This window comes from Streptomyces sp. NPDC018693 (assembly GCF_044391385.1).
In the GTDB taxonomy this organism is placed as follows: domain Bacteria; phylum Actinomycetota; class Actinomycetes; order Streptomycetales; family Streptomycetaceae; genus Streptomyces.
This window is the reverse complement of sequence record NZ_JBIRZZ010000017.1, coordinates 18,940-40,232: the sequence shown is the minus strand read 5'-3', so window position 1 is coordinate 40,232 and position 21,293 is coordinate 18,940. Positions and strand designations below refer to the sequence as shown.

The window sequence follows — 21,293 nt, the reverse complement described above, 5'->3', positions numbered from 1 at the left end:
GCCCTGCATCGTGCCGTGCCGGGCGACTCGCTCACCTCACATTTTTCCGGTGTGTTCCGGCCGAGGGCGCCATGTGACATATTACTGCTGTGACCAAGCGACCGAGTTGCGATGTCGTGGTCGTCGGCGCCGGCATGATCGGTGCCGCCTGTGCGCTGTACGCGGCCCGCGCCGGGCTCGACGTCGTCGTGGTGGACCGTGGTCCGGTCGCCGGCGGGACGACCGGCGCGGGCGAGGGAAATCTGCTCGTGTCCGACAAGGAGCCGGGACCGGAACTGGAACTCGCCCTGCTGTCCGTGCGGTTGTGGCGTGAGCTGGCTGAGGAGTTCGGCCGGTCCGTCGAGTACGAGACCAAGGGCGGCCTCGTCGTCGCGTCCACCCCGGACAGCGTTGCCGCGCTCACCGAGCTGTCGGCCGGTCAGAAAGCTGCCGGGGTCGAGGCAGTGGCCGTCGCGTCCGACGAACTGCGGGCCCTTGAACCCTACTTGGCCCCGGGACTCGCGGGCGGCATGCTCTACCCGCAGGACGCCCAGGTCATGCCGGCCCTGGCCGCCGCCCACCTGCTGCGCGCCTCGGGCGCCCGGGTGGAGACCGGCCGCACGGTGACCGAGGTGCTGCGCGGCGCCGACGGCACCGTGCGCGGCGTACGCACCGACCGCGGCGACGTGCACGCGCCCGCGGTGGTGAACGCGGCCGGGGCCTGGGGCGGCGAGGTGGCCGCGCTCGCCGGACTGCGGCTGCCGGTCCTCCCCCGCCGCGGCTTCGTGCTGGTCACCGAGCCGCTGCCGCGCCGGGTACGGCACAAGGTGTACGCCGCCGACTATGTGGCCGACGTGGCCAGCGATTCGGCGGCGCTGCAGACCTCGCCGGTCGTCGAGGGCACGGCGGCCGGGCCCGTCCTGATCGGCGCCAGTCGCGAACGCGTCGGCTTCGACCGCTCCTTCTCGCTGCCTGCCGTACGGGCCCTGGCGGCCGGGGCGGTGCACCTGTTCCCGTTCCTTGAGCAGGTGCGGGCGATGCGTACGTACCTGGGCTTCCGTCCCTACCTGCCGGACCATCTGCCGGCCATCGGCCGCGACCCGCGCCTGCCCGGGCTGTTCCACGCCTGCGGGCACGAGGGCGCCGGCATCGGGCTGGCGACCGGCACCGGCCGGCTCGTCGCCCAGGAGCTGGCCGGTGAACGGCCCGCACTCGACCTCGACCCGTTCCGCCCCGACCGGTTCGCCGAGGAGGCCACCGAGTGAATCCGCCCCAGCCACGCCGGGCCCCGGGCCCGCTGGAACTCGCCCGGGCCCGCCCCGGCACCCCGTTCACCCTCACCTTCGACGGCCGGGAGATCGAGGCGCTGCCCGGGCAGACGGTCGCCGCGGCGCTCTGGTCGGCCGGCGTCACCGCCTGGCGCACCACGCGCGGGGCCGCCCGGCCGCGCGGGGTCTTCTGCGGGATCGGCGTCTGCTTCGACTGCCTGGTGACGGTAGACGGCCACCCCAACCAGCGGGCCTGCCTGGTACCGGCCACACCCGGCGCGGACATCCGCACCCAGGAAGGGACAGGCCACGCGGACACCAGCACCCAGGAAGGGTCGGGCCACGATGACTGAGCCGCCGCTGCTCGCGGTGATCGGCGCCGGGCCCGCCGGGCTCGCCGCCGCGCTGGCCGCCGCCGCACGAGGGGTCCGGGTCGCCCTGCTGGACTCCGCCGCCGAGCCGGGCGGCCAGTTCTACCGGCAGCCCGCGCCCGCCCTCGGCGCGCGCCGCCCGCAGGCCCTGCACCACCAGTGGCGCACCTGGGAACGGCTGCGCACCGGCCTCGACACCCACATCGCCGCCGGACGGATCAGCCACATGGCGGGCCATCACATCTGGTCCGTGGAACGCCAGTCGGGTACCGCCCTCACAGTCCACGCGCTCCTCGGCCCGGAGCAGCGGGACCCCGTCACCGTCCGCGCGTCCGGGGTCGTCCTGGCGACCGGCGGATACGAGAAGGTGCTGCCCTTCCCCGGCTGGACCCTGCCCGGCGTGGTCACGGCGGGCGGTGCCCAGGCCATGCTGAAGGGCGGCCTCGTCCTGCCGGGGCGCACCGCTGTCGTGGCAGGTACCGGGCCGCTGCTGCTGCCCGTCGCGACCGGGCTCGCGGCGGCGGGCGCCCGGGTCGCCGCGCTCGTCGACTCCGCCGACCCGAAGGGCTTTCCACGACGGGCCCGCGCCCTGACCGCACAGCCCGCCAAGCTGATCGAGGGCGCGGTGTTCGCCGCCGAACTCCTGCGTCATCGCGTGCCGGTGATGATGCGTCACACCGTGCTGGAGGCGCACGGCGAGGAACGCCTGGAGGCCGTGACAGTCGCCGCGCTCGACGCCGAGGGACGGCCCGTACGGGGCACGGAGCGGCGCCTCGTCTGCGACACGCTCGCCGTCGGCCACGGCATGCTGCCGCACACCGACCTCGCCGAGGGACTCGGTTGCCGGCTCGACGGCCCGGCCGTCCGGGTCGACGACGAACAGCGCACCGATGTGCCCGGCGTGTGGGCGGCCGGGGAGACCACCGGCATCGGCGGCGCGGTCCTCGCCCTCGCCGAGGGCCATATCGCCGGCCGCTCCGCCGCCGCCCGCCTGCACGGCACCGCGCCCGACCCGCACGGCTGGACGGCGGCCGCCCGGACCCGTACCCGGCTGCGGGCCTTCTTCGCGGCGCTCGACGACGTCTACGTCCCGCCCGCGCGCTGGGCGGACCAGGTCACCGACGAGACGGTCGTGTGCCGTTGCGAGGAGGTGACCGCGGGCTCCGTCCGCGAGGCCGTCGACACGCTGGGCGCGGGCGATCTGCGCACGGTGAAGCTGCTGACGCGGGCGGGGATGGGCTGGTGCCAGGGCCGGATCTGCGAGCCGGGAGTCGCCGGTGTCGCGGGCTGTGCGCCCACCCCCGCGCGCCGCTTCCTGGCCCGGCCGGTTCCGCTGGGCGCCCTGGCCGCCGTACCGCCGTCCGAAGACCCTGATCGCACCACGCCACCGTGCCTCCCACCGGCCCTCGGAAAGGGGACCCGCCCATGACGAACACCCTCGATCAGCGCCCCTGGCGGGGCGTCCTCGTCGCCACCGCGCTGCCCTTGCACGACGACCTCTCGATCGACTACGACCGCTACGCCGAGCACTGTGCCTGGCTGGTGGAGAGCGGCTGCGACGGGGTCGTGCCGAACGGTTCGCTGGGCGAGTACCAGGCACTCACGCCCGAGGAGCGGGCGCGGGTCGTGGAGACCGCCGTGGCCGCGGTCGGCGGCGCGCGGGTGATGCCCGGGGTCGCCGCGTACGGTTCGGCGGAGGCCCGCCGCTGGGCCGAGCAGGCGAGCGAGGCGGGCTGCGGTGCCGTGATGCTGCTGCCGCCCAACGCCTATCGCGCCGACCGGCGTTCGGTGGTCGCGCACTACGCGGAGGTCGCGAAGGCGGGCCTGCCGGTCGTGGCGTACAACAACCCGATCGACACCAAGGTCGACCTCGTGCCGGAGCTGCTCGCCGAACTGCACGCCGAAGGGCTGGTGCACGGCGTCAAGGAGTTCTCGGGAGACGTCCGCCGCGCCTACCGCATCGCCGAACTCGCCCCGGAGCTCGATCTGTTGATCGGTGCGGACGATGTGCTGCTGGAGCTGGCGGTGGCGGGCGCCAAGGGCTGGGTCGCCGGGTATCCGAACGCCCTGCCGCGCGCCTGCGTCGAGCTGTACCGTGCCGCCCTGGCCGGTGACCTCACCACCGCGCTGCCGCTGTACCGCGCGCTGCACCCGCTGCTGCGCTGGGACTCACGCGTGGAGTTCGTGCAGTCGATCAAGCTGTCCATGGACGTCGTCGGGCGGTACGGCGGGCCCTGCCGGCCGCCCCGGGTCCCGTTGCTGCCCGAGCAGGACGCGGCGGTCCGCGCGGCCACCGAGAAGGCCGCCGCCGCGGGGCTGGCGTAGGGCAGGGCGACGGGAAGGAGACACGACATGCGCAGCAAGCTCGTCCTGCACGCCGTCGACTCGCACACCGAGGGCATGCCCACCCGCGTGATCACCGGCGGGATCGGCACCATCCCGGGCGCGACGATGAACGAGCGGCGGCTGTGGTTCCGTGAACACCGCGACGACATCAAGCAGTTGCTGATGAACGAGCCGCGCGGCCACGCCGCGATGAGTGGCGCGATCCTCCAGCCGCCGACCCGGCCGGACTGCGACTGGGGCGTCGTCTACATCGAGGTCTCCGGTTGTCTGCCGATGTGCGGGCACGGCACGATCGGGGTGGCGACGGTCCTCGTCGAGACGGGCATGGTCGAGGTCGTCGAGCCGGTCACCACCATCCGGCTGGACACCCCGGCCGGCCCGGTGGTCGCCGAGGTCGCGGTGGAGGACGGCGCGGCGAAGGCGGTCACCCTGCGGAACGTGCCGTCGTACTCCGTCGGCCTGGACCGCGAGATCACCCTCGCGGACGGGCGGACGGTGACCTACGACCTCGCGTACGGCGGCAACTTCTACGCCATTCTGCCGCTGGAGGAGTTCGGGCTGCCCTTCGACCGCGCCCACAAGGACGACATCCTGCGGGCGGGGCTGTCCCTGATGGAGGCGATCAACTCCGAGGCGGAGCCGGTGCATCCCGAGGACCCGTCCATCCGCGGCTGCCACCACGTCCATCTGTACGCGCCCGGTGCGACGGCCCGTCACTCGCGGCACGCGATGGCGATCCACCCGGGCTGGTTCGACCGCTCACCCTGCGGGACGGGGACGAGCGCGCGCATGGCGCAGCTGCACGCGCGCGGCGAACTCCCGCTGCACACCGAGTTCGTGAACGAGTCCTTCATCGGTACGCGCTTCACCGGTCGTCTCCTCGGCACCACCGAGGTCGCCGGTCTCCCGGCCGTGCTGCCCAGCTTCACCGGCCGCGCCTGGATCACGGGCACGGCCCAGTACCTGCTGGACCCGACGGATCCCTTCCCGGCGGGGTTCGTCCTGTGACGTAGATACTGGTGGTGCGTGACATAGCACCCGCGGGTCGCACCCGCCGGACCCCGAGGAGACCTCCATGACCGCCCAGCGCAGCAGCCCCCCGTCTGCCGCACCCGCGCTCCCCCGGCTGGGCGGCCGCCGCAGCAGCTACCGCGAGAAGGTCGCCGACGCGCTGCGCGCCGCGCTGATCGCGGGCGAACTGCGGCCGGGCGAGGTGTACTCGGCGCCCACGCTCGCCGCCCGCTTCGGGGTGTCCGCGACCCCGGTGCGTGAGGCGATGCTCGACCTGGCGAAGGAGGGCCTGGTCGACGCGGTGCCCAACAAGGGCTTCCGGGTGACGGACGTCTCCGACCGGCAGCTCGACGAGTACACCCATGTCCGTGCGCTGATCGAGATCCCGACGGTGGTCGCGCTGGCCGCCGGCGCCGACCCGGTGTCGCTGGAGGCGCTGCGGCCCGCCGCCCGGGAGATCGTCAGCGCGGCCGCCGCCGGCGACCTCATCGCGTACGTCGAGGCGGACACCCGCTTCCACCTCGGGCTGCTCGCCCTCGCCGGCAACGCCCATCTCGTGGAGGTGGTCCGCGATCTGCGCGGCCGCGCCCGCCTCTACGGTCTGACCGCGCTCTCCGCCTCGGGCCGGCTGCTCGCCTCCGCCGAGGAGCATCTGGAGCTCCTCGACGCCCTGTTGGCGCGTGACGAGCACGCCGTGCGCGAGGTGATGACCCGTCACCTCGGGCATGTGCGGGGTCTGTGGGCCGCGGACGGCGACTGACGGGTCATCAGCCACCGTCGAAGGGACGAAACCCCCGGTCAGAGCCGTCCTTCACACCCCCGGCCCCGGCGCAAGAGCGCCCTGCTGTGATCCTTGTCGCTGGTGTGAGAAGAGTGCCGGTTGGGCAGTCAATGCCCGTGCGCGAAAGGATGGTGTCGTTCCTGTGAGGGAAGCCGTGCGTGTGTGCCTCATCGGTGCAGGTCTGTCGGGGCTGGCGACGGCCCGAGCCCTCAAGGCCCGGGGCGTCGACTTCGTCTGCCTCGAAAAGGCTCCCGGTGTGGGCGGTATCTGGCGCCAGCCGGACGCCGGCGAGCGCGGGCCGGGTTATCTGTCCCTCCACCTCAACTCGACCAAGCAGCTGACGGGGTTCGCCGACTTCCCGATGCCGGCGTCCTATCCGGTGTATCCCAGCCACAGCGACATGGCCGCCTATCTGCGCGCGTACGCCGAGTGGGCCGGGGTCCTGGACCACATCGAGCTGGAGACCGCGGTGGAGTCCGTGCGGCAGCGGCCCGACGGCACCTGGACGGTGGTCAGCCGGGACGCCGCGGGGACGGCCCGCACCCGCACCTTCACCCAGGTCGTGGTCGCCTCGGGACACAACACCGAGCCCGTCATGCCGGCCCTGCCGCCGGGGCACGAGACGTTCGAGGGAACGATTCTCCACGCCTTCGACTACCGCGACGGCGGCGACTACGACGGACAGCGCGTCGTCGTCGTGGGCCTGGGCGCCTCGGCGGTGGACATCGCCGCCGACCTCTCCCGGCACGCCGAGCGGACCCTGCTCTCGGTGCGCCGGGGGCTGCACATCCTGCCCAAGCAGATCTTCGGCATGCCCCTGGACGAGATCGCCGAGGCCCCCTGGTGGACCGCGATGTCGCTGGAGGAACAGCGCAGGTTCCTCGAACAGGCCCTGCTGGTCGCGCGGGGCAAGCTCGCCGACTACGGGCTGCCCGAGCCCGACCACCCGGTCTTCGCCTCGGCCGTGACACTCTCGGACGAGATACTCAGCCGTATCCGCCACGGCGGAGTGATCCCCAGACCCGCGATCGACCGCGTCGAGGGTGACCGCGTGCTGTTCACCGACGGCACCGCCGAACGCGCCGACGCCATCGTCTACTGCACCGGCTACCGCATGAGCTACCCCTTCCTGCCCGAGGGCTGCCCCGTCGGAGCGGGCGGCTCGGTCGAGCTGTACAAGCGCGTGGTGGCGCCCGACCACGCGGGGCTGTCCTTCATCGGCCTGGTCCGCCCGCACGGGTCGATCACCCGCCTCGTGGAGGCGCAGGCCCGCTGGATGGCCCGCCTCGCCGCCGGCGAGGCGGTGCTCCCTGCGCCCGAGGTCATGCGCAAGGAGATCAGTACCCACCTCAGCGCCATCGCCGGCCAGTACGGCGACCGCGAGGGCACCTCGATCCAGGTCAACGTCGCACCGTACCTGCAGGAGCTGCGGGCGGAGTAGGAAGGTGTCGTGCCACCGCGCCCCGAAGGGGCGCGGGGCGGTATCACTGTGCGGCTTGGCCGCAGGGGCGCGACCAGCCACAACGGACACACGGACGAAACGTCACCGCACGGCCACAGACCCACCCTGTGCGACCGGCGGACGCACACGGTACGCCTCCGACGAGAGATACGCCGTCACGCGCGGCGGACGCCCCAACTGGTGAGCGACGGACACATAGGCGACAAGCCCCACCCCGTCCTCCAACCTCCGCTCGGACACGGCGGCGACAGCCGAGCGCAGCGACCCCGCATCCATGCCGTACCGCTCCAGCAGCGCCGTGGCGCGCTCCAGCGCCTCGCCGTCATGCGCGGCGTAGTCCCGGACCGGGACGTACAGCGTGAAGCCGCTGGGCAGCCCGGTCGCCGTCTCGGTGAACGCGTGGCAGGACTGGACCGGCCTGCGGCCCAGACGTCCGTCCGGCCCTGAGTCACCGTCGAGCCCGCCCGCCATGCGAAAGAACGATTCTGTGTCCGCCGCGTCGGGCCCGCCCGGCATGCGGGACAGCCCGCCGGCCTCCGGGGCCGACAGGTCATGGTGGGCGAGGTAGACCTTCACCCGGGGTTCGTCCCAGTCGCCGAGGTCCAGGGCGAAGAAGAGATGGCGGTCCCCCTCGGGCAGGGCGTCGAACGCCTCCCGGTGGCCGAGCCGCTCCAGCGCCTCACGCACCGTGTCGGCGGCCCGCTCCGGCCCGGACGCCGCCGGGTTCAGATACACCTTGACCTTGGGCACCCCGCCGGGCCGCAGCTCCAGCGCCAGCCAGAGCGCCAGGGGCCCCTCGGGTGCGTCGGGGAAGAAGAGGTCCTCCAGCTCGTCGAGCCGGTCCGTGGCGAAGTCCCAGCGCTGTGCCGCCTCGCGGAGGAACGCCAGTCCCGCACGACCGTTCTGGGCCAGGGTGCCTGCGCCGCACCCCGGCTCCAGCAGCACCCGCAGGGTCGGGGCGGCGTTCGGCACACAGGACAGCGAGAACTCCACCGGCGTGTGGTCGTCGGACAGGAAGCTGGCGGTGGCGGGCGGCAGGTCCAGCGGGCGCTCGGCCACCGGGCCCAGCGCCCCGAGGAGTATGCGCGCGTAGACGGAGGCGTCGCCGCCGCCCAGACCCGCGACCTCGCACAGCCGCAGCAGCTGGCGTGTGGTGTGACCGCCGAGGGTGTCCGCGTCGGGAACGGCCGGTGCGCCGTGACGGAAGGACATCACCGCGCCTCCCACCACTGGCCGGAGGCGACAAAGCCGGAGCGGACAAGAAGATACCCGCCGTTCTCGGCGGGTATCAGGGGACGCATGACGCTGGGGCGTTGTAGGTGAGCGGCGTCGGGGAATATGAGGTCCACGACACCTCCTTCGAATCGTGAGTAACGCGGATTGACGCGTTCCTCACTACCCCAGAGGTTGAATTGTCATGCAGCTGTGGAGAGTTGTCGGGTGTTGTGTGAATCACCTCGTCAGCCAGTTGAGGAACTGGCTCCACATGCCGGCGCGTTCGGTCTTGCGGCCTGACGCCGACTCGTGCTGCGCCGGTGCCTCGGTGCGCACCTGCGGAGCGGTCCGCCGTACGGCCTCCACCGGGGTGAACCGGGCGGGCAGCGTGACCAGACCACGGTTGAACGGGCCGGGGCGCCAGGTCAGGCTGTCGGAGGGGACGGCGAGTTCGACGTCGGGGAGCCTGTTGAGCAGGTTCTCGATGGCGGTGACCGTGATCTGCCGGGCGGGCTCCTTGGAGGGGCAGGCGTGCGGGCCCGCGCTCCACGCCAGGTGCGCCCGGTTGCTGCCGGCCTGCCGGGCGGCGGACAGCGCAGGGCCGGTGTTGGCGGCGGCGAAGCTGACCAGCACCAGGTCGCCGGCCTGCAGGTGCTGCCCGGCGAACTCCATGTCGGCGACCGGGTAGTGGGGTGCCAGGTTCGCCATGGGCGGGTTCTCCCACAGCGTGTCGTCGATCGCCTCGTCGATGAGTCCGCCCTGGTTGGCGTACGCGTCGTGGGTGAGGAGCCGGTGCAGGGTGTTGCCGATGAGGTTGCGCAGCGGTTCGTTGCCGCCGACCATCAGCAGAGCCAGCTGGTGGACCATCTCCTCGTCGGTCAGCCTGGCCTGATGCTGCATCAGCCAGGTGGTGACGTCCTCGCCGGGCCTGGACCGCTTGAGCGCGACCAGCTCACCGGCGGCCTGGAACAGCACCCCCATCGCCTTCTCGGCGTTGACACCGTCGAACATGTTGGTGATGCCGAACACCACGCGGTCGCCGATGTCCGCGGGGCAGCCGAACAGTTCGTTGAACACGAACAGCGGCAGCTGCTTGGCGTAGTCGTTCAGCAGGTCGACCGAACCGCGCGCGCTGAACTGGGAGATGAGGAAGTCGGAGACGCGCTCGGTGGACTGGCTCACCCGGCGGCCGTCCACCTTGGCCATGCTGTCCGCGATGGCCTGACGCAGCCTCAGATGCTCCGCGCCATCACTGAACATGGCGTTCGGCCGGTAGGCCAGCACCGGTGCGACCGGGCTGTCGGGGGCCACCTTGCCCTCATTGAGGGCACGCCAGCGCCGAGCGTCCTTGCGGAACGAGGCGGAGTCCTGGAGGAGTTGCAGGGCCGCGCCGTAGTCCGTGACGAGGGTGGCCTCCACGCCGGGAGCGAGCTCGACGGGAGCGGTGGCGCCGTAGTGACGCAGGTAGGCGTAGTACGCCTGCGGGTCGGCGGCGAACTCCGGGCCGTACAGCGGTACTCGGGCGCCGGTGTGGTGTGCGGGACACCCGGGCGGGGGCACGGGGGTTGACTGGGCGTCCATGGTTGCTCCTAGTGGGCACGTTCCTGCAGATGGCGGACGAGGGTGATGAGCGCGTCGGCCGAGGACCTCTCGTCTCGCGCGTCGCAGGTGACGACGGGGGTGTCGTCGAGGAGGTCGAGCGCCTCGCGCAGGGCGGACTCGTCGCGCAGCGGGGCGCCGTCGAAGTGGTTGACGGCGATGGCGTAGTCGAGTCCGTACTGCTCGATGAGGTCGATCACGGCGAAGGAGTCGGCGAGCCGCTCGGGGTCGACGAGCACCAGCGCGCCGAGCGCGCCGCGGGCCATGTCCTCCCACATCTGCACGAAGCGCTGCTGTCCGGGCGTGCCGAACAGGTACAGCACCACGCGGTCGCTGATGGTGAGCCGGCCGAAGTCCATGGCGACCGTGGTGGTGGTCTTGCCCTGGACGCCCTTGAGGTCGTCGACCGCCTCCGCGGCCCGGGTCATCGTCTCCTCGGTGGACAGCGGCTCGATCTCCGAGATCGCCCCGATGAACGTGGTCTTGCCCACCGCGAAGTGGCCCACCACGAGGATCTTCACGGCGGTCTGGCTCTCGCCGGCCCGCACATACGCCGCCTCATCCAAACTTGGCCCTGAGACCATTCAGCACCTCCTCCAGGATCTCCCTGTCGGCGAGGGGAGCCCGCTGCACCGGCGGGCGGGTGATGAGGTAGCCGCCCTCGGTGAGGGCGGCGAGGAGGATCTTGACCACGCCGAGCGGCAGGTGGGTGTGTCCGGCGATCTCGGCCACCGACAGGTAGCCGGCCGAGCACAGCTCCAACAGGTTCTGTTCCTCCGGTGACAGGCGGGTCGGCCGTTGCTGGGTGTCGGCCGCCGCGGTGACCAGGGTGATCAGGGAGAGCTGCTCCTCGTCGGGCAGCCCGCGTCCCTTGGTGATGACGTACGGTCGCACTAACTCCGGCGTCTGCGGCTCCAGTTCGTCGAACCCGGTCATGAGCGCGCGCCGAGGTTCTCGCGCGGCGGCGTGGTGAGCGCCTTGCCGAGCTGGGCGACGAGCTGCTGCATACGGAAGGTGATGTCCTGCATATCGACGTCCGGGGTGGCCGACACGCCGAGGTAGGCACCCTCCCCCGCGGAGATCAGGAACACCCAGCCGCCGTCGAACTCGACGAGGGTCTGCCGCCAGCGGTGGCCGGGGTCCTCGCAGAAGAAGCCGAGGGAGCGGCTGAGTGACTGCACCCCGCTCATCGCGGCGGCCACCCGGTCGGCGTTGTCCTTGTCGAAGTCCTTCGTCCGGGCCATCAACAGGCCGTCGGCGGAGATCAGGACCGCGTGCAGGGCCCCGGGAATCTCCAGGGCGCTGTCAAGCATCCATGACAGATCGTCGTTCACGAGACCTCATGCCCTTCACTGCTCGCACCACGTGTGCTGCTCGTCTGGTCCGCCGCGCCGCCCTGTGTGGCCCGGCCCGACTGCGTGCCGCGCTGGAAGGCGCCCATGATCGCCGCCGATTCCGCGCCGGTGCGCCGGGACGCGGTGGCCGGGGCGGCCGGGGCGGGTGCGGGTGCGGGTGCGGGTGCGGCGGTGGGGGTGTTCGGCACGACCGCCATGGGCCGCTTGCGGCGCCGCTTGGGCAGGCCGTCGGCGGTGGTGGTGGCGCCGGCCAGCGCGGGCTCGGGGCCGCCGTTGACCGAGGCGGCGGCGACGGTGGGGAGGACCGGCGCGGGCTCCCTCTGCTCGGGCGCGCTGGTGAGCAGGTCGTGCGGCAACAGGAGGACGGCGCGGACACCGCCGTAGGGGGAGGTGGAGTCGACGGACACCTCGAAGCCGAAGCGCTCGGCGAGCACACCGATCACGGCGAAGCCGAACTGCGGCGGGTTACCGAGGCCGGAGACCCCGGAGACTCGTTCGCTGGAGAGGAGTTTCTCCGCGCGGGCGCGCTCCTCGTCGTTCATGCCGACACCGGCGTCGTCGACGACGATGCAAATACCCTTGGGCACGGTGCGGATATTGATTTCGACGACCGTGTCGGGGCTGGAATAGCTGGTGGCGTTGTCGAGCAGTTCGGCGAGCGCCAGTGCCACGGGCTCGACGGCGCGGCTGGTGATGCCGAAGTCCACCTGGGAGAGAATCTCCACCCGCCGGAAATGGCGGATCCTGCCCTGGGCGCTGCGCACCACGTCGTACACGGAGGCCACGTCGCGCTGGCGGCCGAGCCAGCCGTCGCACAGGACGGCGATGGACTGGGCGCGGCGGCCGAACTGGGAGTTGGTGTGGTCGATCTCCAGCAGGTCCTGGAGGATGACCGACTCGCCGTACTTGGTCTGCAGCCGGGAGACGATCAACTGCTGTTCGGCGGCGAGACCCTGCAGGGTGCGCATCGCCGACTTCAGCACCGTCTTCGTCGCCTCCTCGGCGCGCTCCTGGGCGGCCGCGACGGACTGCGTGTACTCGTTCTCCAGCTCGGAGTAGTGAGTCCTGAGCCCTGAGACCTCCTGCCTTAACGTGCGCGCCACCCTGCGCTGACGAACGATCAGGGCGACGGCGGCGATGACGGCGACAAAGAGAACCCAGGCCACAGGGTCCGGTATGTAATGCGTCATAAGACTCTCTTCAGGCGACTGACGGACAGTTGCTGAATTCCCGTCAACGCGGGTGGACCGGCGGACCGCCCGCACCGGGGTCAACCGCCCGGACCGTCCCCGCAGTCGGGGATGTCGTCCTGCACCCATCCGCCCGCTCTACAAGCGAGCGTGATCGTATCATCGCAGGAACCAGTCACTGACCGTCAGTTAGCCGCGATGCTTGAACATTGACGACCGGTCAGTTGACGGTTTGGTGCCACCGCGACAAGACAACCGATAAACGGGCTTCCGCCCCATCGGACGCCAATCCAGACGTACGACTCTCAGCGCAGGGCTTCGAGGTCGAGGTCCTTGCCGACGACGAGGGTCACCACTCCGGCGGCCGCCTGCGCGTCCTGCGCCGTGGTGGCCTTGGGCAGCCAGGTGGACAGGACCCGCGCCTGCCCCTCCAGGCCGGCCGGATGACTGACCGTCGTACTGGCGGCGTTCTGCGGGGCGTTGCCGGTGCCGACGACGGTGAAGCCGGCGGCGGTCAGCTTCGCGGCGACATCGGCGGCCCGCCCGCCGATGCCGGTGCCGTTGAGGACCTGGACGCGCACATTGGAGGCGTAGACCAGATTCTTCGTCTGGGCCGTCAACTGCTCCTTGGTCACCTCCTTGTCGTGGGCGAGGGAGGTGAACAGGTCGGCGGCCTGCGGGAATTGCCAGACCACGTTGGCCTTGTCACTGGGCTTGTCGGCCTCACGCGGGTAGTTGGGCACGGTCAGGAAGGTGAGCCGGTCGCTCGGGATGCCCTTGAGCTCGTTGGCGAGACCGGTCAGCGGCTTGATGCCGGCCAGAGGGGGGTCGGTGGTCAGGGACTTGGTGGCCGCCTGCAGGAAGCTGTACATCGCCTGGGCGTCGGTCAGTTTGGACTTCGCCTTCTTGGCCAGGGCGTCCATGAACTCCTGCTGGCGTCCGATGCGCCCGATGTCGGAGTTGTCGCCGACGCCGTAACGGACCCGGACGTAGCCCAGCGCCTTCTCGCCGCTCACGGTCTGGCAGCCGGGCTCGATGTCCAGCTTCGCGGCCTTGTTGTGGATGGCCTGTTCCGGACAGACCTCGATGCCGTCGAGGGCGTCCACCATCCCCTTGAAGCCCTGGAAGTCGACCGCCATGAAGTGGTCCATGCGCAGCCCGGTGTTGGCCTCCACGGTCTTGATGGTGCAGGCGGCGGCCGAGGCGGGATCGCCGGTGCTGCCACCGAGCGCGAACGCCTCGTTGATCTTGAAGTGGTGCGGGTCGGAGGTGCTGCCGTCGCCCTTCTCGCACGCCGGTATCCGCACCCAGGAGTCGCGCGGGAAGGACACCACGGTGGCCCACTCCCGGTTCGCGGGGATGTGCAGCACCATCAGCGTGTCCGACTGCATGGTGTCCAGGTTCTTCCCGTACTTGGCGTTGGCGCCTTTGCGGGTGTCGGAGCCGACGACCAGGATGTTCTTGGAGCCGGGGCTGAGGTTCTCGGGGCGGTCCTCGCCGAGCTTGTCGTCGACCTTGGCCGACGTGATGTTGTCGTTGAGGTCCTGGTAGATCCAGGCACCCACCCCGACCACACCGAGGACGACCACGCCGGTCACGCCCGCGCCCCACACCAGGATCCGGCCCCGCCGCGTGAGCCTGCCGCCACCTGTGCCGGACTTCGTCGCCCTGCGCCTGCCCGTTCCGCCCACCCTCGCTCGCCCCTCCGCCCGGCCGTCGCCGCCGTCGTGCGCCGCGCCCGATCGCTCCGGCGCGGGTTCTCGCCGGACGGCCGAACTCTGCATCCCTGTTGACATACGTACGGAAGACCCGGACGTCTCACCTTGCTCAGACCACCGACGAGCCCCATCGGTTGCCCCCAGTCGCACGAATACACGATTTTGCTTGTGCTTGACGCGGTGGGAAGGACTCCGGAAGAAGGGGGGAACGCACGAAAAACACCGTGTGCGGGTCGAGGTTTCCCTCGACCCGCACACGGTGGATCAACGATGTGTCCGAGGGGGGACTTGAACCCCCACGCCCGATAAAGGGCACTAGCACCTCAAGCTAGCGCGTCTGCCATTCCGCCACCCGGACGAGGTGTCTGCCGTTCGCGGAGTGTTCCCCGCGGCGACATGGACAACCATACCAAGGTTTCGCAGTGCCTTTCACCTGCGTATCCGCAGGCAGGGCCCCCTGCGGGCGCCGGCCGGCCGGTGATTGTCGATCATCACTGCGGGTGATCCCTCGATCACCCGTCGGTGGGCTCCTCCGCGGCAAGACCACCTCCGGCTGCGGCAACGGCTCACACCCGGCGGCCCCGGCCGACCGGCACCCGCCGGGTGCGGATCGCCACGGGAGCGCGCCGTGCCGTGCCCGACCTTGAACGCGCGGATCTGCGGGGCGAGCCGCTCGTACGTCGTACGGTCGTCCGTGGACAGCGTGGCGAGCAGCGCGCCGTTGTGTCTCGGCGATCGTCGGCCTCGGCGACGAGTGGGACCTGGACGAGGACGACCTGCTGACCTGGTTCGGCGAGGACCCGCACACCGAGTGCATCGCGACGCACCTGGAGGACCTCAAGGACGGGCGCGCCTTCGTCGAGGCCCCGCGGGCGACCGTACCGAAGAAGCCGGTCGTCGTCCGGGGACAACCTCGTGATCATCACGGGGGCCGGCGGCAGCGGCGTCCTGCTGTCCGACGCCGTCACCGACAACGGCGCTGACTCTGAGGGCCTCTCCGGGTATCGGGGAGGCCCTCCTCATGTGGTGCGGTCAGCACTTCTCCCGCAGCGAGCGCAGATGGGCGCTGGAGCGCCGGGCGAAGGTGAACGACTCGGCGGGCTGGTCGTGTTCGGCCTGCCAGTGGTGGGCGAAACGCTCACCGGGCAGCCGGGTCACGGCCGAGATGAACCGCCGGTAGTCGATGTCGCCGTCGCCGACGTCGACCATGCGGTACCCGAACTGGTTGTCCGGGTCGCTGACTCCGTCCTTCACATGGAACAGCGGGTAGCGGTGCGGCTGCTTCCGTACGTAGTCCAGCGGGTCGAAGGGGGCGGGCGTGCCGTCGGGCCGCCGCGAGAAACGGAACTGGCCGGCGTACGCCCAGAAGATGTCCATCTCCAGGAACACCAGGTCGGGGTCGGTCTCGGCGAGCAGGACGTCGTAGAGACGGACCGTCGGGTCGTCGCTCGCGAAGCCGAACTCGTCGGAGTGGTTGTGCTGGTAGAACTTCATGCCGCGCGCCCGGGCCGCCGCGCCGTAGGTGTTGAAGTCCTCGGCGGCCCGCTTCCACGCGTCGATGGTGTCGCCGTAGCGGAACGGTCCGGCGGCGGTGCCGATGTGTCTGAGGCCGAGGGCCTCGGCGTCGTCGAGGACCTTGGTGAGGTTCTGGGCGAAGGTGTAGGCGTTGGGGTCGCTGGAGTAGTAGCCGACGTGGCTGCCGATCGGGTTCAGGCCGTGGTTCCTGGCCAGCCGTCTGAGCTGGGCGAGGGTGATCGGGCCGGCCGAGCCCTGGGTGTAGCCGGCGAACTCGACCTCGTCGTAGCCGTATTTCTCCAGCTCGGCGAAGACGGGGGCGAAGCCGAGGGTGGAGACCTTGTCGCGCAGGCTGTACAGCTGGATGCCGAGGCGGCCCGGCGGCAGGACGGGGCGACCGCGGCCTACGGCCGTCTCGGCGGCGCGGGTCGCGGCAGCGGCGGGGATCGCGGCGGCGCCCAGCAGGGCGGCGGTGGTGGCGCCGGTGGCCACGCCGAGCATGCCTCGTCTGGTGAGGCGGTGGGTGAGTTCGAGGTCGGGCTGAATGCGGCTCATGCCTGGAGCTCCTCGGGTTCGGAGGGCGTTGTCAGTGGTGAGTGCTTCACTGGTGAGCGGTCGGGTCGGAGGGAGAGGCGGAGCAGGTGGGACCGGTGGCGTGAGGCGTGCTCATGGCCGATACGGGGGCAGCTCGTCCAGGACGGGCACACAGCGCGGGTCGTTCGCCTCCTTGGGGTTGAGGGCGAGCGTGCAGTGGTGGGCGATGCCGTACTGCGCGGCACGGAAGGCTTCCCGGCCGAGGAGGGAGTCGAAGTGGTCGAGGAAGGAGGCGGGGGAGGTGCGGGGCTGGCCGAGCCAGAAGGAGGGTTCGACCAGGGCGGATCCCGGCGGCGCGCATCGCCTCGTAGTCGTCGGTGGTGCGGGAGGTCATATGGATGTGGGGGTCGAAGAGGCGCATCAGGACTCCTTGCCGTGGGGGTGGTGGTCCGTGTCGCGGGGCGGGAGGAGATCGGTGGGGGTGGTCGCGCTCCCGGCTTCGGCGGTGTCGGTCAGGGCCAGGACGCGGTACAGGTCCTGGGGGACGGGGCGGTCGGCGGCGGTGCGTTCGGCCGCGTGGTCGGCGAGCATGCGGGCGAGTTCGGCGTCCCCGCGGGCGCGGTCCGCCAGATCGGCCACCACGTCCACGGGCACCCCCGTGAACAGGCACTTCAGTACGGCGTGCCGCCAGGCGTGGGCGTCCAGGTGCCGGGCGGCGTAGGGGCCGACGGCGGCGGAGAGGAGGCGGGTGTCGTTGGTGCGCAGGGCGTCCTCGACCAGCGGGAGGGCCTCGGGGCCGGGCACGAGGTGGGGCAGTGCGTGCAGGACGGCGCGGCGCTCGTCCGCGGTGCCCTGGAAGTAGACGCGGGTGACGGCGTCCGCGTCGGCGCGGGCCGCGTGCAGGATCAGCACGCGCACGGCGTCGGCGTAGCGGCGGCCGCAGCGGCGGCCTGCCTCGGCCAGGCGCAGCTCCCACACCGAGATGGGGCCGTGGGTGCCGGGATGCGCGGCCGCCTCGTCCAGGGCCCGGGCGAGCCAGGCGCGGGCCGGGGCGGGCAGGTGCGCGTCCAGGTGGCGGCGCAGGGTCTCGGGGGAGGCCGGGGTGCGGGCACCCTCGGTGCCCGCACCCGGGATGCCCGGGCCGGTGCGGGGCTGGGTCATGGGGCACTCCCTTCCGGGGCGGCGGTGGGCTCGACGGGTGGGGCGGGGCAAGCGGGGGCGGTCGCGGCGCGGCGGAGGAAGGGAAGGGAGAGCTCGGCGAAGTGCGGGCCGGCGTGGGAGTGGCGGGGCAGCTCGACGACGGTCAGTCCCTGGTAGCCGGTCGCCGCGAGCGCGGCGAGGACGGGCGGGAAGGCGATCTCGCCGTCGCCGAACGGCAGATGGTCGTGGACGCCGCGGCGCATGTCGTCGATCTGGACGTGCCGCAGCCAGGGCGCGGCGGCACGGATGCAGTCGGCGGGAGGGAGGGGCTCCAGGCACTGGCAGTGGCCGATGTCGAGGGTGAGACCGAGGGACGCCGGGTCGCCGAGGGCGCGGCGCAGCACGTGGAAGTCGGCGAGGGTGGCGAGGAGGTGACCGGGTTCGGGTTCGACGGCGAGGGGGAGGCCGGCGGTGGCGGCGGCGTCCAGGACGGGGGTGAGGGAGGCGGCGAGGCGTTCCCAGGCGGTGGCGCGGTCCGTCGTGGGCGGGACGGTGCCGCTGAAGCAGTGCACGGCGTGGGCGCCGAGATCGGCGGCGACACGGACGGCGCGCAGCAGCAGGTCGACGCGTCGGGCCCGGGCGTCCGGGTCCGGGTCGAGCAGGGAGGGACCGTGTTTGCGGCGGGCGTCGAGGACGTAGCGGGCGCCGGTCTCCACGGTGACGGAGAGTCCCAGCTCGGCCAGGCGGTGCGCGACGCGCCCGGTGCGGGCGGCGAGACCGGGGGCGAGCGGGTCGAGGTGCATGTGGTCCAGGGTCAGACCGACACCGTCGTAGCCGAGGTCGGCGAGCAGGACGAGGGCGTCGTCGAGGCGGAGGTCGGCGAGGCCGTTGGTGCCGTAGCCGAAGCGGAGCGGGGTGGTGGTGCCGGACGGGAGGGGGCTCATGTGACGCTCACCCGCCGCGCGGGCCGACGGGCGAACGGGGCCGGCGCGGCCGTGCCCGGGGCGCCGGCCATGGCTCCGGAGCGGGCGGCGAGGGCAGGCGGCCGGCCCTCGGTGTGGGGCGCGGCGGCTACGGCTTGCGTGGCTGCGCGTTTCACGGCGGCGGCTGACTCGGCGGCTGCGGCTTGCGTGGCAGCGCCGTCCACGGCGGCTTCTGTTGCGGCTGCGCGCTCCCCCCGTATGGCTCCCCCGCTCATCCCCGCTCCCCTCCCCTCGAGGGGGCCGCGGTTCCCTTGGGGCTGCCCGCGGTGTGCTCCTGCTCCCGCAGCCGTCGCGCGAACTCCGTCAGCGACGTGTACTGCTCGGCCAGCCCCGCCGGTGCCTGCCCCACCGGGTCCTTGAAGAAGAACGCCAGCTCGCCCAGCGGGCCGGTCAGCCCCCTCTTGTGGGCGCGGGCGACGAGCCGGGCGAGGTCCAGCACCAGGGGGGCCGCGAGGGCCGAGTCGCAGCCCTGCCAGATGGTCTGCAGGACCATGCGGGTGCCGAGGAAGCCGTCGAAGGCGATGTGGTCCCAGGCGGTCTTCCAGTCGCCGAGGGCGGGGACGTCGTCGATGTGGACCTCGCCCTCGGGCGTGGTGCCGAGGGTTTCGGCGAGGACGCGTTCCTTGCCCGCGTTCTTCGCCGCGGCGGCGGCCGGGTCGGCCAGGGCGGCACCGTCCCCGCCGCCGAGGAGGTTGGTGCCGGACCAGGCCCGCACGTCCAGCGCCCGCCGCGTGAACATCGGCCCCAGCACGGACCGCAGGAGGGTCTGGCCGGTCTTGCCGTCGCGGCCGGCGTACGGCAGCCCGCTCGACGCGGCGAACGGGGCGAGCCGCGGGTGGTGCAGCCCCGTGGAGGGGGTGAAGTTGACGTACGGGCACCCGGCGCGCAGGGCGGCGGCCGCGTACAGGGAGCTCGGCGGGAGGCCGGGCCCGGTCGGGGCGGGTTCCGTGGAGGCCACGTTCACCACCACCGCGCGGTCCAGCTCCCGCCGTCGTAGGAAGTCCCGTAGGTCCGCGGTGAACGCGGCGATCAGCTGCTCCTCGCCGCGGGTGTCGCCGGGCAGGGGGCCGCCGGTTCTGATCTCGCGGTCCGCCGCGGTGAGGTCGGCGGTGACGGCGGCGGGAAGGCCGGGCGGGAGGACGCCGCCGGCGGCGAGGTGTTCGGCGCGCTTGGGCAGGGGGCAGTCCGTGGTGTCGTGGCCGCCGAAGACGAGGGCCGACAGCGGGGCGAGATCGCTCCCGGCGAAGTCCGGGGTCTCGGTGACCAGGCCGGTCGGTGGGCGCAGGCCCGCGGTCAGGGCGGCGCAGCCCGCCACGACGGTGGTCGCGACGGAGCCGCGGGCCCCGATCAGCCAGACGCCGACGCGCGCGGGACGGGAGCGGGGCGCGGACATGGGCAGCCTCCTTGTCGTGCGCGAACTGCGGTGTGCGTGAACTGCCTTGGGAGGGACGCGGGTTCGGGACGGCGGGCGGGAGTCCGGCGTCTCCCGCCCGCCGCCGTCTCAGTGGCCCTTGGCGGGCAGTTCCTTGATCCGGACGTTGCGGAAGGACACCTGGTCGTCGGCTCCGTGGTTCTGCAGGCCGATGTGTCCGTCGCGCAGGCTCCGGGCCGGGTCGGTGTTGGTGAAGTCGTTGATCTTCACACCGTTGAGCCAGATCCGAAGGCGTTCGCCCTCGACCCGGATCTCGTACGTGTTCCACTCGCCCGGCGGGTTCAGCGCGCGGTCGCGCTTCCTCAGATCGGCGGAGCGGAAGCCGTAGACGGATCCCGTGGTCCTCGCGGGTACGTCGGTGGCGTCGATCTGGACCTCATAGCCCTGGTGCACGGCCGACCACGGGTCGTCCGAGGGCGGGAAGCCCACGAACACACCGGAGTTGTCGTCGCCGGCCACCTTCCAGTCGAGCTTCAGGGAGTACGACCGGAAGCTTCGGTCGGCGTACCAGAGCAGGCCCATGCCGCCCGACGACGTCAGGGTGCCGTCGTCGGAGAGGGTGAAGGAGCCGGGGCCGGCCTGGCGCCAGCCGTCGAGCGAGGTGCCGTCGAACAGAGTGGTGTATGCAATCTCCGGTCGACAGTCGGCCTGTACATCGCCGATCGCATACCGTATCCCGCCGAGCAGATGCCGCCGGAACAAAGGATCCGCGAACGACTCCTTGGTGTGCCCTCCCCCGGTGTAGAAGGCGCGGCCGCCCTGGTAGGTCTGACACCAGGCGATGGGGTGGTCGCCGCCCATGGTGCCGCCGGTGTACGACGACTCGTCGAGCGAGGCGAGGACATGGGCCCGTTCCCGGGGGTTGGAGCGGTAGTTGTACCACTCGTCGGTCCGCTCCCAGGCGCCCGGCAGATGCGAGGTCGCCGGGTGGGCGTGGTCCTCGACGTTCACCACCGCCGGCTGGATCGCCGGGTGCGACGCGAAGTAGGCGCCGGCGAGGCCGCCGTAGAACGCCCAGTCGTACTCGGTGTCGGCGGCCGCGTGGACGCCGACGTAGGCGCCGCCCCGGTGGATGTAGTCCTCGAACGCCCGCTGCTGGGCGGCGTCGAGGACGTCGCCGGTGGTGGAGAGGAACACGACGGCGTCGTAGCGCCGCAGGTTGGACGGGGTGAAGGCCGCCGCGTCCTCGGTGGCGTCGACCGAGAAGCCGCCCGTCGCCCCCAGCTCGCGGACGGCGGCGATGCCGTCGGGAATGGAGTCGTGGCGGAAGCCGGCCGTCTTGGAAAAGACCAACACCCGTTTACCGTCGACCACTTGGTGCGAGGCGGCCGGTACGGCCGACACACCGCCGAGGAGCAGTGCCGCCCCGGCGAGGGCACTCACTGTGCGCATGC

Annotated in this window: 20 protein-coding genes, 1 tRNA gene and 2 pseudogenes; 8 read left to right on the top strand and 15 right to left on the bottom strand. The window is 72.0% G+C overall.

Features of this window, described 5'->3' with window-relative positions; genetic code table 11:
• Positions 1–89: 89 nt before the first annotated feature.
• The 7 genes from ACH5AC_RS31955 to ACH5AC_RS31925 all read left to right on the top strand — a co-directional run bounded on the left by ACH5AC_RS31955 (position 90) and on the right by ACH5AC_RS31925 (position 7,197).
• On the top strand, positions 90–1,244 hold the full coding sequence (locus ACH5AC_RS31955; protein WP_398865746.1) for an NAD(P)/FAD-dependent oxidoreductase: 1,155 nt from the start codon (positions 90–92) through the stop codon (positions 1,242–1,244).
• Positions 1,241–1,600, top strand: a complete 360-nt coding sequence (locus ACH5AC_RS31950; RefSeq protein WP_398865745.1) for a (2Fe-2S)-binding protein — start codon at positions 1,241–1,243, stop codon at positions 1,598–1,600. Before ACH5AC_RS31955 ends, ACH5AC_RS31950 begins: the two co-directional genes overlap by 4 nt.
• Positions 1,593–3,047, top strand: a complete 1,455-nt coding sequence (locus tag ACH5AC_RS31945) for an FAD-dependent oxidoreductase (RefSeq protein ID WP_398865744.1) — start codon at positions 1,593–1,595, stop codon at positions 3,045–3,047. The genes ACH5AC_RS31950 and ACH5AC_RS31945 overlap by 8 nt, the downstream gene beginning before the upstream one ends.
• Positions 3,044–3,943, top strand: a complete 900-nt coding sequence (locus ACH5AC_RS31940) for a dihydrodipicolinate synthase family protein (protein ID WP_398865743.1) — start codon at positions 3,044–3,046, stop codon at positions 3,941–3,943. The genes ACH5AC_RS31945 and ACH5AC_RS31940 overlap by 4 nt, the downstream gene beginning before the upstream one ends.
• 27 nt (positions 3,944–3,970) lie before the next feature.
• Entirely contained in the window at positions 3,971–4,972 is a 1,002-nt protein-coding gene (locus ACH5AC_RS31935; RefSeq protein ID WP_398865742.1) for a proline racemase family protein, read from the top strand.
• A 67-nt stretch (positions 4,973–5,039) separates the two neighbouring features.
• Positions 5,040–5,735, top strand: a complete 696-nt coding sequence (locus ACH5AC_RS31930; protein ID WP_398865741.1) for a GntR family transcriptional regulator — start codon at positions 5,040–5,042, stop codon at positions 5,733–5,735.
• A gap of 175 nt (positions 5,736–5,910) precedes the next feature.
• Positions 5,911–7,197 (top strand): flavin-containing monooxygenase, encoded by a 1,287-nt coding sequence (locus ACH5AC_RS31925; protein WP_398865847.1) that lies wholly within the window; start codon positions 5,911–5,913, stop codon positions 7,195–7,197.
• 102 nt (positions 7,198–7,299) lie between these two features.
• Here the strand turns inward: ACH5AC_RS31925 and ACH5AC_RS31920 are convergent, their stop codons facing one another.
• The 9 genes from ACH5AC_RS31920 to ACH5AC_RS31880 form a co-directional block, all read right to left on the bottom strand.
• Positions 7,300–8,430, bottom strand: a complete 1,131-nt coding sequence (locus ACH5AC_RS31920) for a tryptophan dimethylallyltransferase family protein (RefSeq protein ID WP_398865740.1) — start codon at positions 8,428–8,430, stop codon at positions 7,300–7,302.
• On the bottom strand, positions 8,430–8,567 hold the full coding sequence (locus ACH5AC_RS31915) for a hypothetical protein (protein ID WP_398865739.1): 138 nt from the start codon (positions 8,565–8,567) through the stop codon (positions 8,430–8,432). The genes ACH5AC_RS31920 and ACH5AC_RS31915 overlap by 1 nt, the downstream gene beginning before the upstream one ends.
• A 103-nt stretch (positions 8,568–8,670) precedes the next feature.
• A complete protein-coding gene (locus ACH5AC_RS31910; protein WP_398865738.1) occupies positions 8,671–10,014 on the bottom strand; it encodes a cytochrome P450 in 1,344 nt (447 codons plus the stop codon).
• A gap of 8 nt (positions 10,015–10,022) precedes the next feature.
• Positions 10,023–10,616 carry a GTP-binding protein gene (locus ACH5AC_RS31905; RefSeq protein WP_398865737.1) on the bottom strand — a complete coding sequence of 198 codons (594 nt, stop codon included), beginning with the start codon at positions 10,614–10,616 and terminating at the stop codon, positions 10,023–10,025.
• Entirely contained in the window at positions 10,591–10,968 is a 378-nt protein-coding gene (locus ACH5AC_RS31900; protein WP_398865736.1) for a DUF742 domain-containing protein, read from the bottom strand. The genes ACH5AC_RS31905 and ACH5AC_RS31900 overlap by 26 nt, the downstream gene beginning before the upstream one ends.
• Complete coding sequence (locus tag ACH5AC_RS31895) at positions 10,965–11,366, bottom strand: roadblock/LC7 domain-containing protein (RefSeq protein ID WP_398865735.1); 402 nt, start codon at positions 11,364–11,366, stop codon at positions 10,965–10,967. The genes ACH5AC_RS31900 and ACH5AC_RS31895 overlap by 4 nt, the downstream gene beginning before the upstream one ends.
• The gene (locus ACH5AC_RS31890; protein ID WP_398865733.1) at positions 11,363–12,577 is read right to left on the bottom strand and encodes an ATP-binding protein; all 1,215 of its coding nucleotides are present in this window, start codon (positions 12,575–12,577) and stop codon (positions 11,363–11,365) included. Before ACH5AC_RS31890 ends, ACH5AC_RS31895 begins: the two co-directional genes overlap by 4 nt.
• Positions 12,578–12,882: 305 nt before the next feature.
• Positions 12,883–14,361: an LCP family protein gene (locus tag ACH5AC_RS31885; protein WP_398865732.1), complete on the bottom strand. Its 1,479-nt coding sequence runs from the start codon at positions 14,359–14,361 to the stop codon at positions 12,883–12,885.
• A gap of 207 nt (positions 14,362–14,568) precedes the next feature.
• A tRNA-Leu gene (locus ACH5AC_RS31880) sits at positions 14,569–14,653 on the bottom strand.
• A gap of 349 nt (positions 14,654–15,002) precedes the next feature.
• Here ACH5AC_RS31880 and ACH5AC_RS31875 point away from each other — a divergent pair.
• Positions 15,003–15,273, top strand: a pseudogene (locus ACH5AC_RS31875) (CoA-binding protein); the annotation flags it as partial.
• Between the two features lie 54 nt (positions 15,274–15,327).
• Here the strand turns inward: ACH5AC_RS31875 and ACH5AC_RS31870 are convergent.
• The 6 genes and pseudogenes from ACH5AC_RS31870 to ACH5AC_RS31845 all read right to left on the bottom strand — a co-directional run bounded on the left by ACH5AC_RS31870 (position 15,328) and on the right by ACH5AC_RS31845 (position 21,291).
• On the bottom strand, positions 15,328–16,365 hold the full coding sequence (locus tag ACH5AC_RS31870) for a sugar phosphate isomerase/epimerase family protein (protein WP_398865730.1): 1,038 nt from the start codon (positions 16,363–16,365) through the stop codon (positions 15,328–15,330).
• Positions 16,366–16,485: 120 nt separating this feature from the next.
• Positions 16,486–16,765, bottom strand: a pseudogene (locus ACH5AC_RS31865) (hydrolase TatD); the annotation flags it as partial.
• Entirely contained in the window at positions 16,765–17,505 is a 741-nt protein-coding gene (locus ACH5AC_RS31860; RefSeq protein ID WP_398865729.1) for an EboA domain-containing protein, read from the bottom strand. The gene ACH5AC_RS31860 and the pseudogene ACH5AC_RS31865, both read right to left, overlap by 1 nt.
• Complete coding sequence (locus tag ACH5AC_RS31855) at positions 17,502–18,428, bottom strand: sugar phosphate isomerase/epimerase family protein (RefSeq protein ID WP_398865728.1); 927 nt, start codon at positions 18,426–18,428, stop codon at positions 17,502–17,504. The genes ACH5AC_RS31860 and ACH5AC_RS31855 overlap by 4 nt, the downstream gene beginning before the upstream one ends.
• 250 nt (positions 18,429–18,678) lie before the next feature.
• Complete coding sequence (locus tag ACH5AC_RS31850) at positions 18,679–19,860, bottom strand: inositol-3-phosphate synthase (RefSeq protein ID WP_398865727.1); 1,182 nt, start codon at positions 19,858–19,860, stop codon at positions 18,679–18,681.
• Positions 19,861–19,968: 108 nt separating this feature from the next.
• Positions 19,969–21,291, bottom strand: coding sequence for a ThuA domain-containing protein (locus ACH5AC_RS31845; protein WP_398865725.1), 1,323 nt, complete (start codon positions 21,289–21,291; stop codon positions 19,969–19,971).
• Positions 21,292–21,293: the final 2 nt, after the last annotated feature.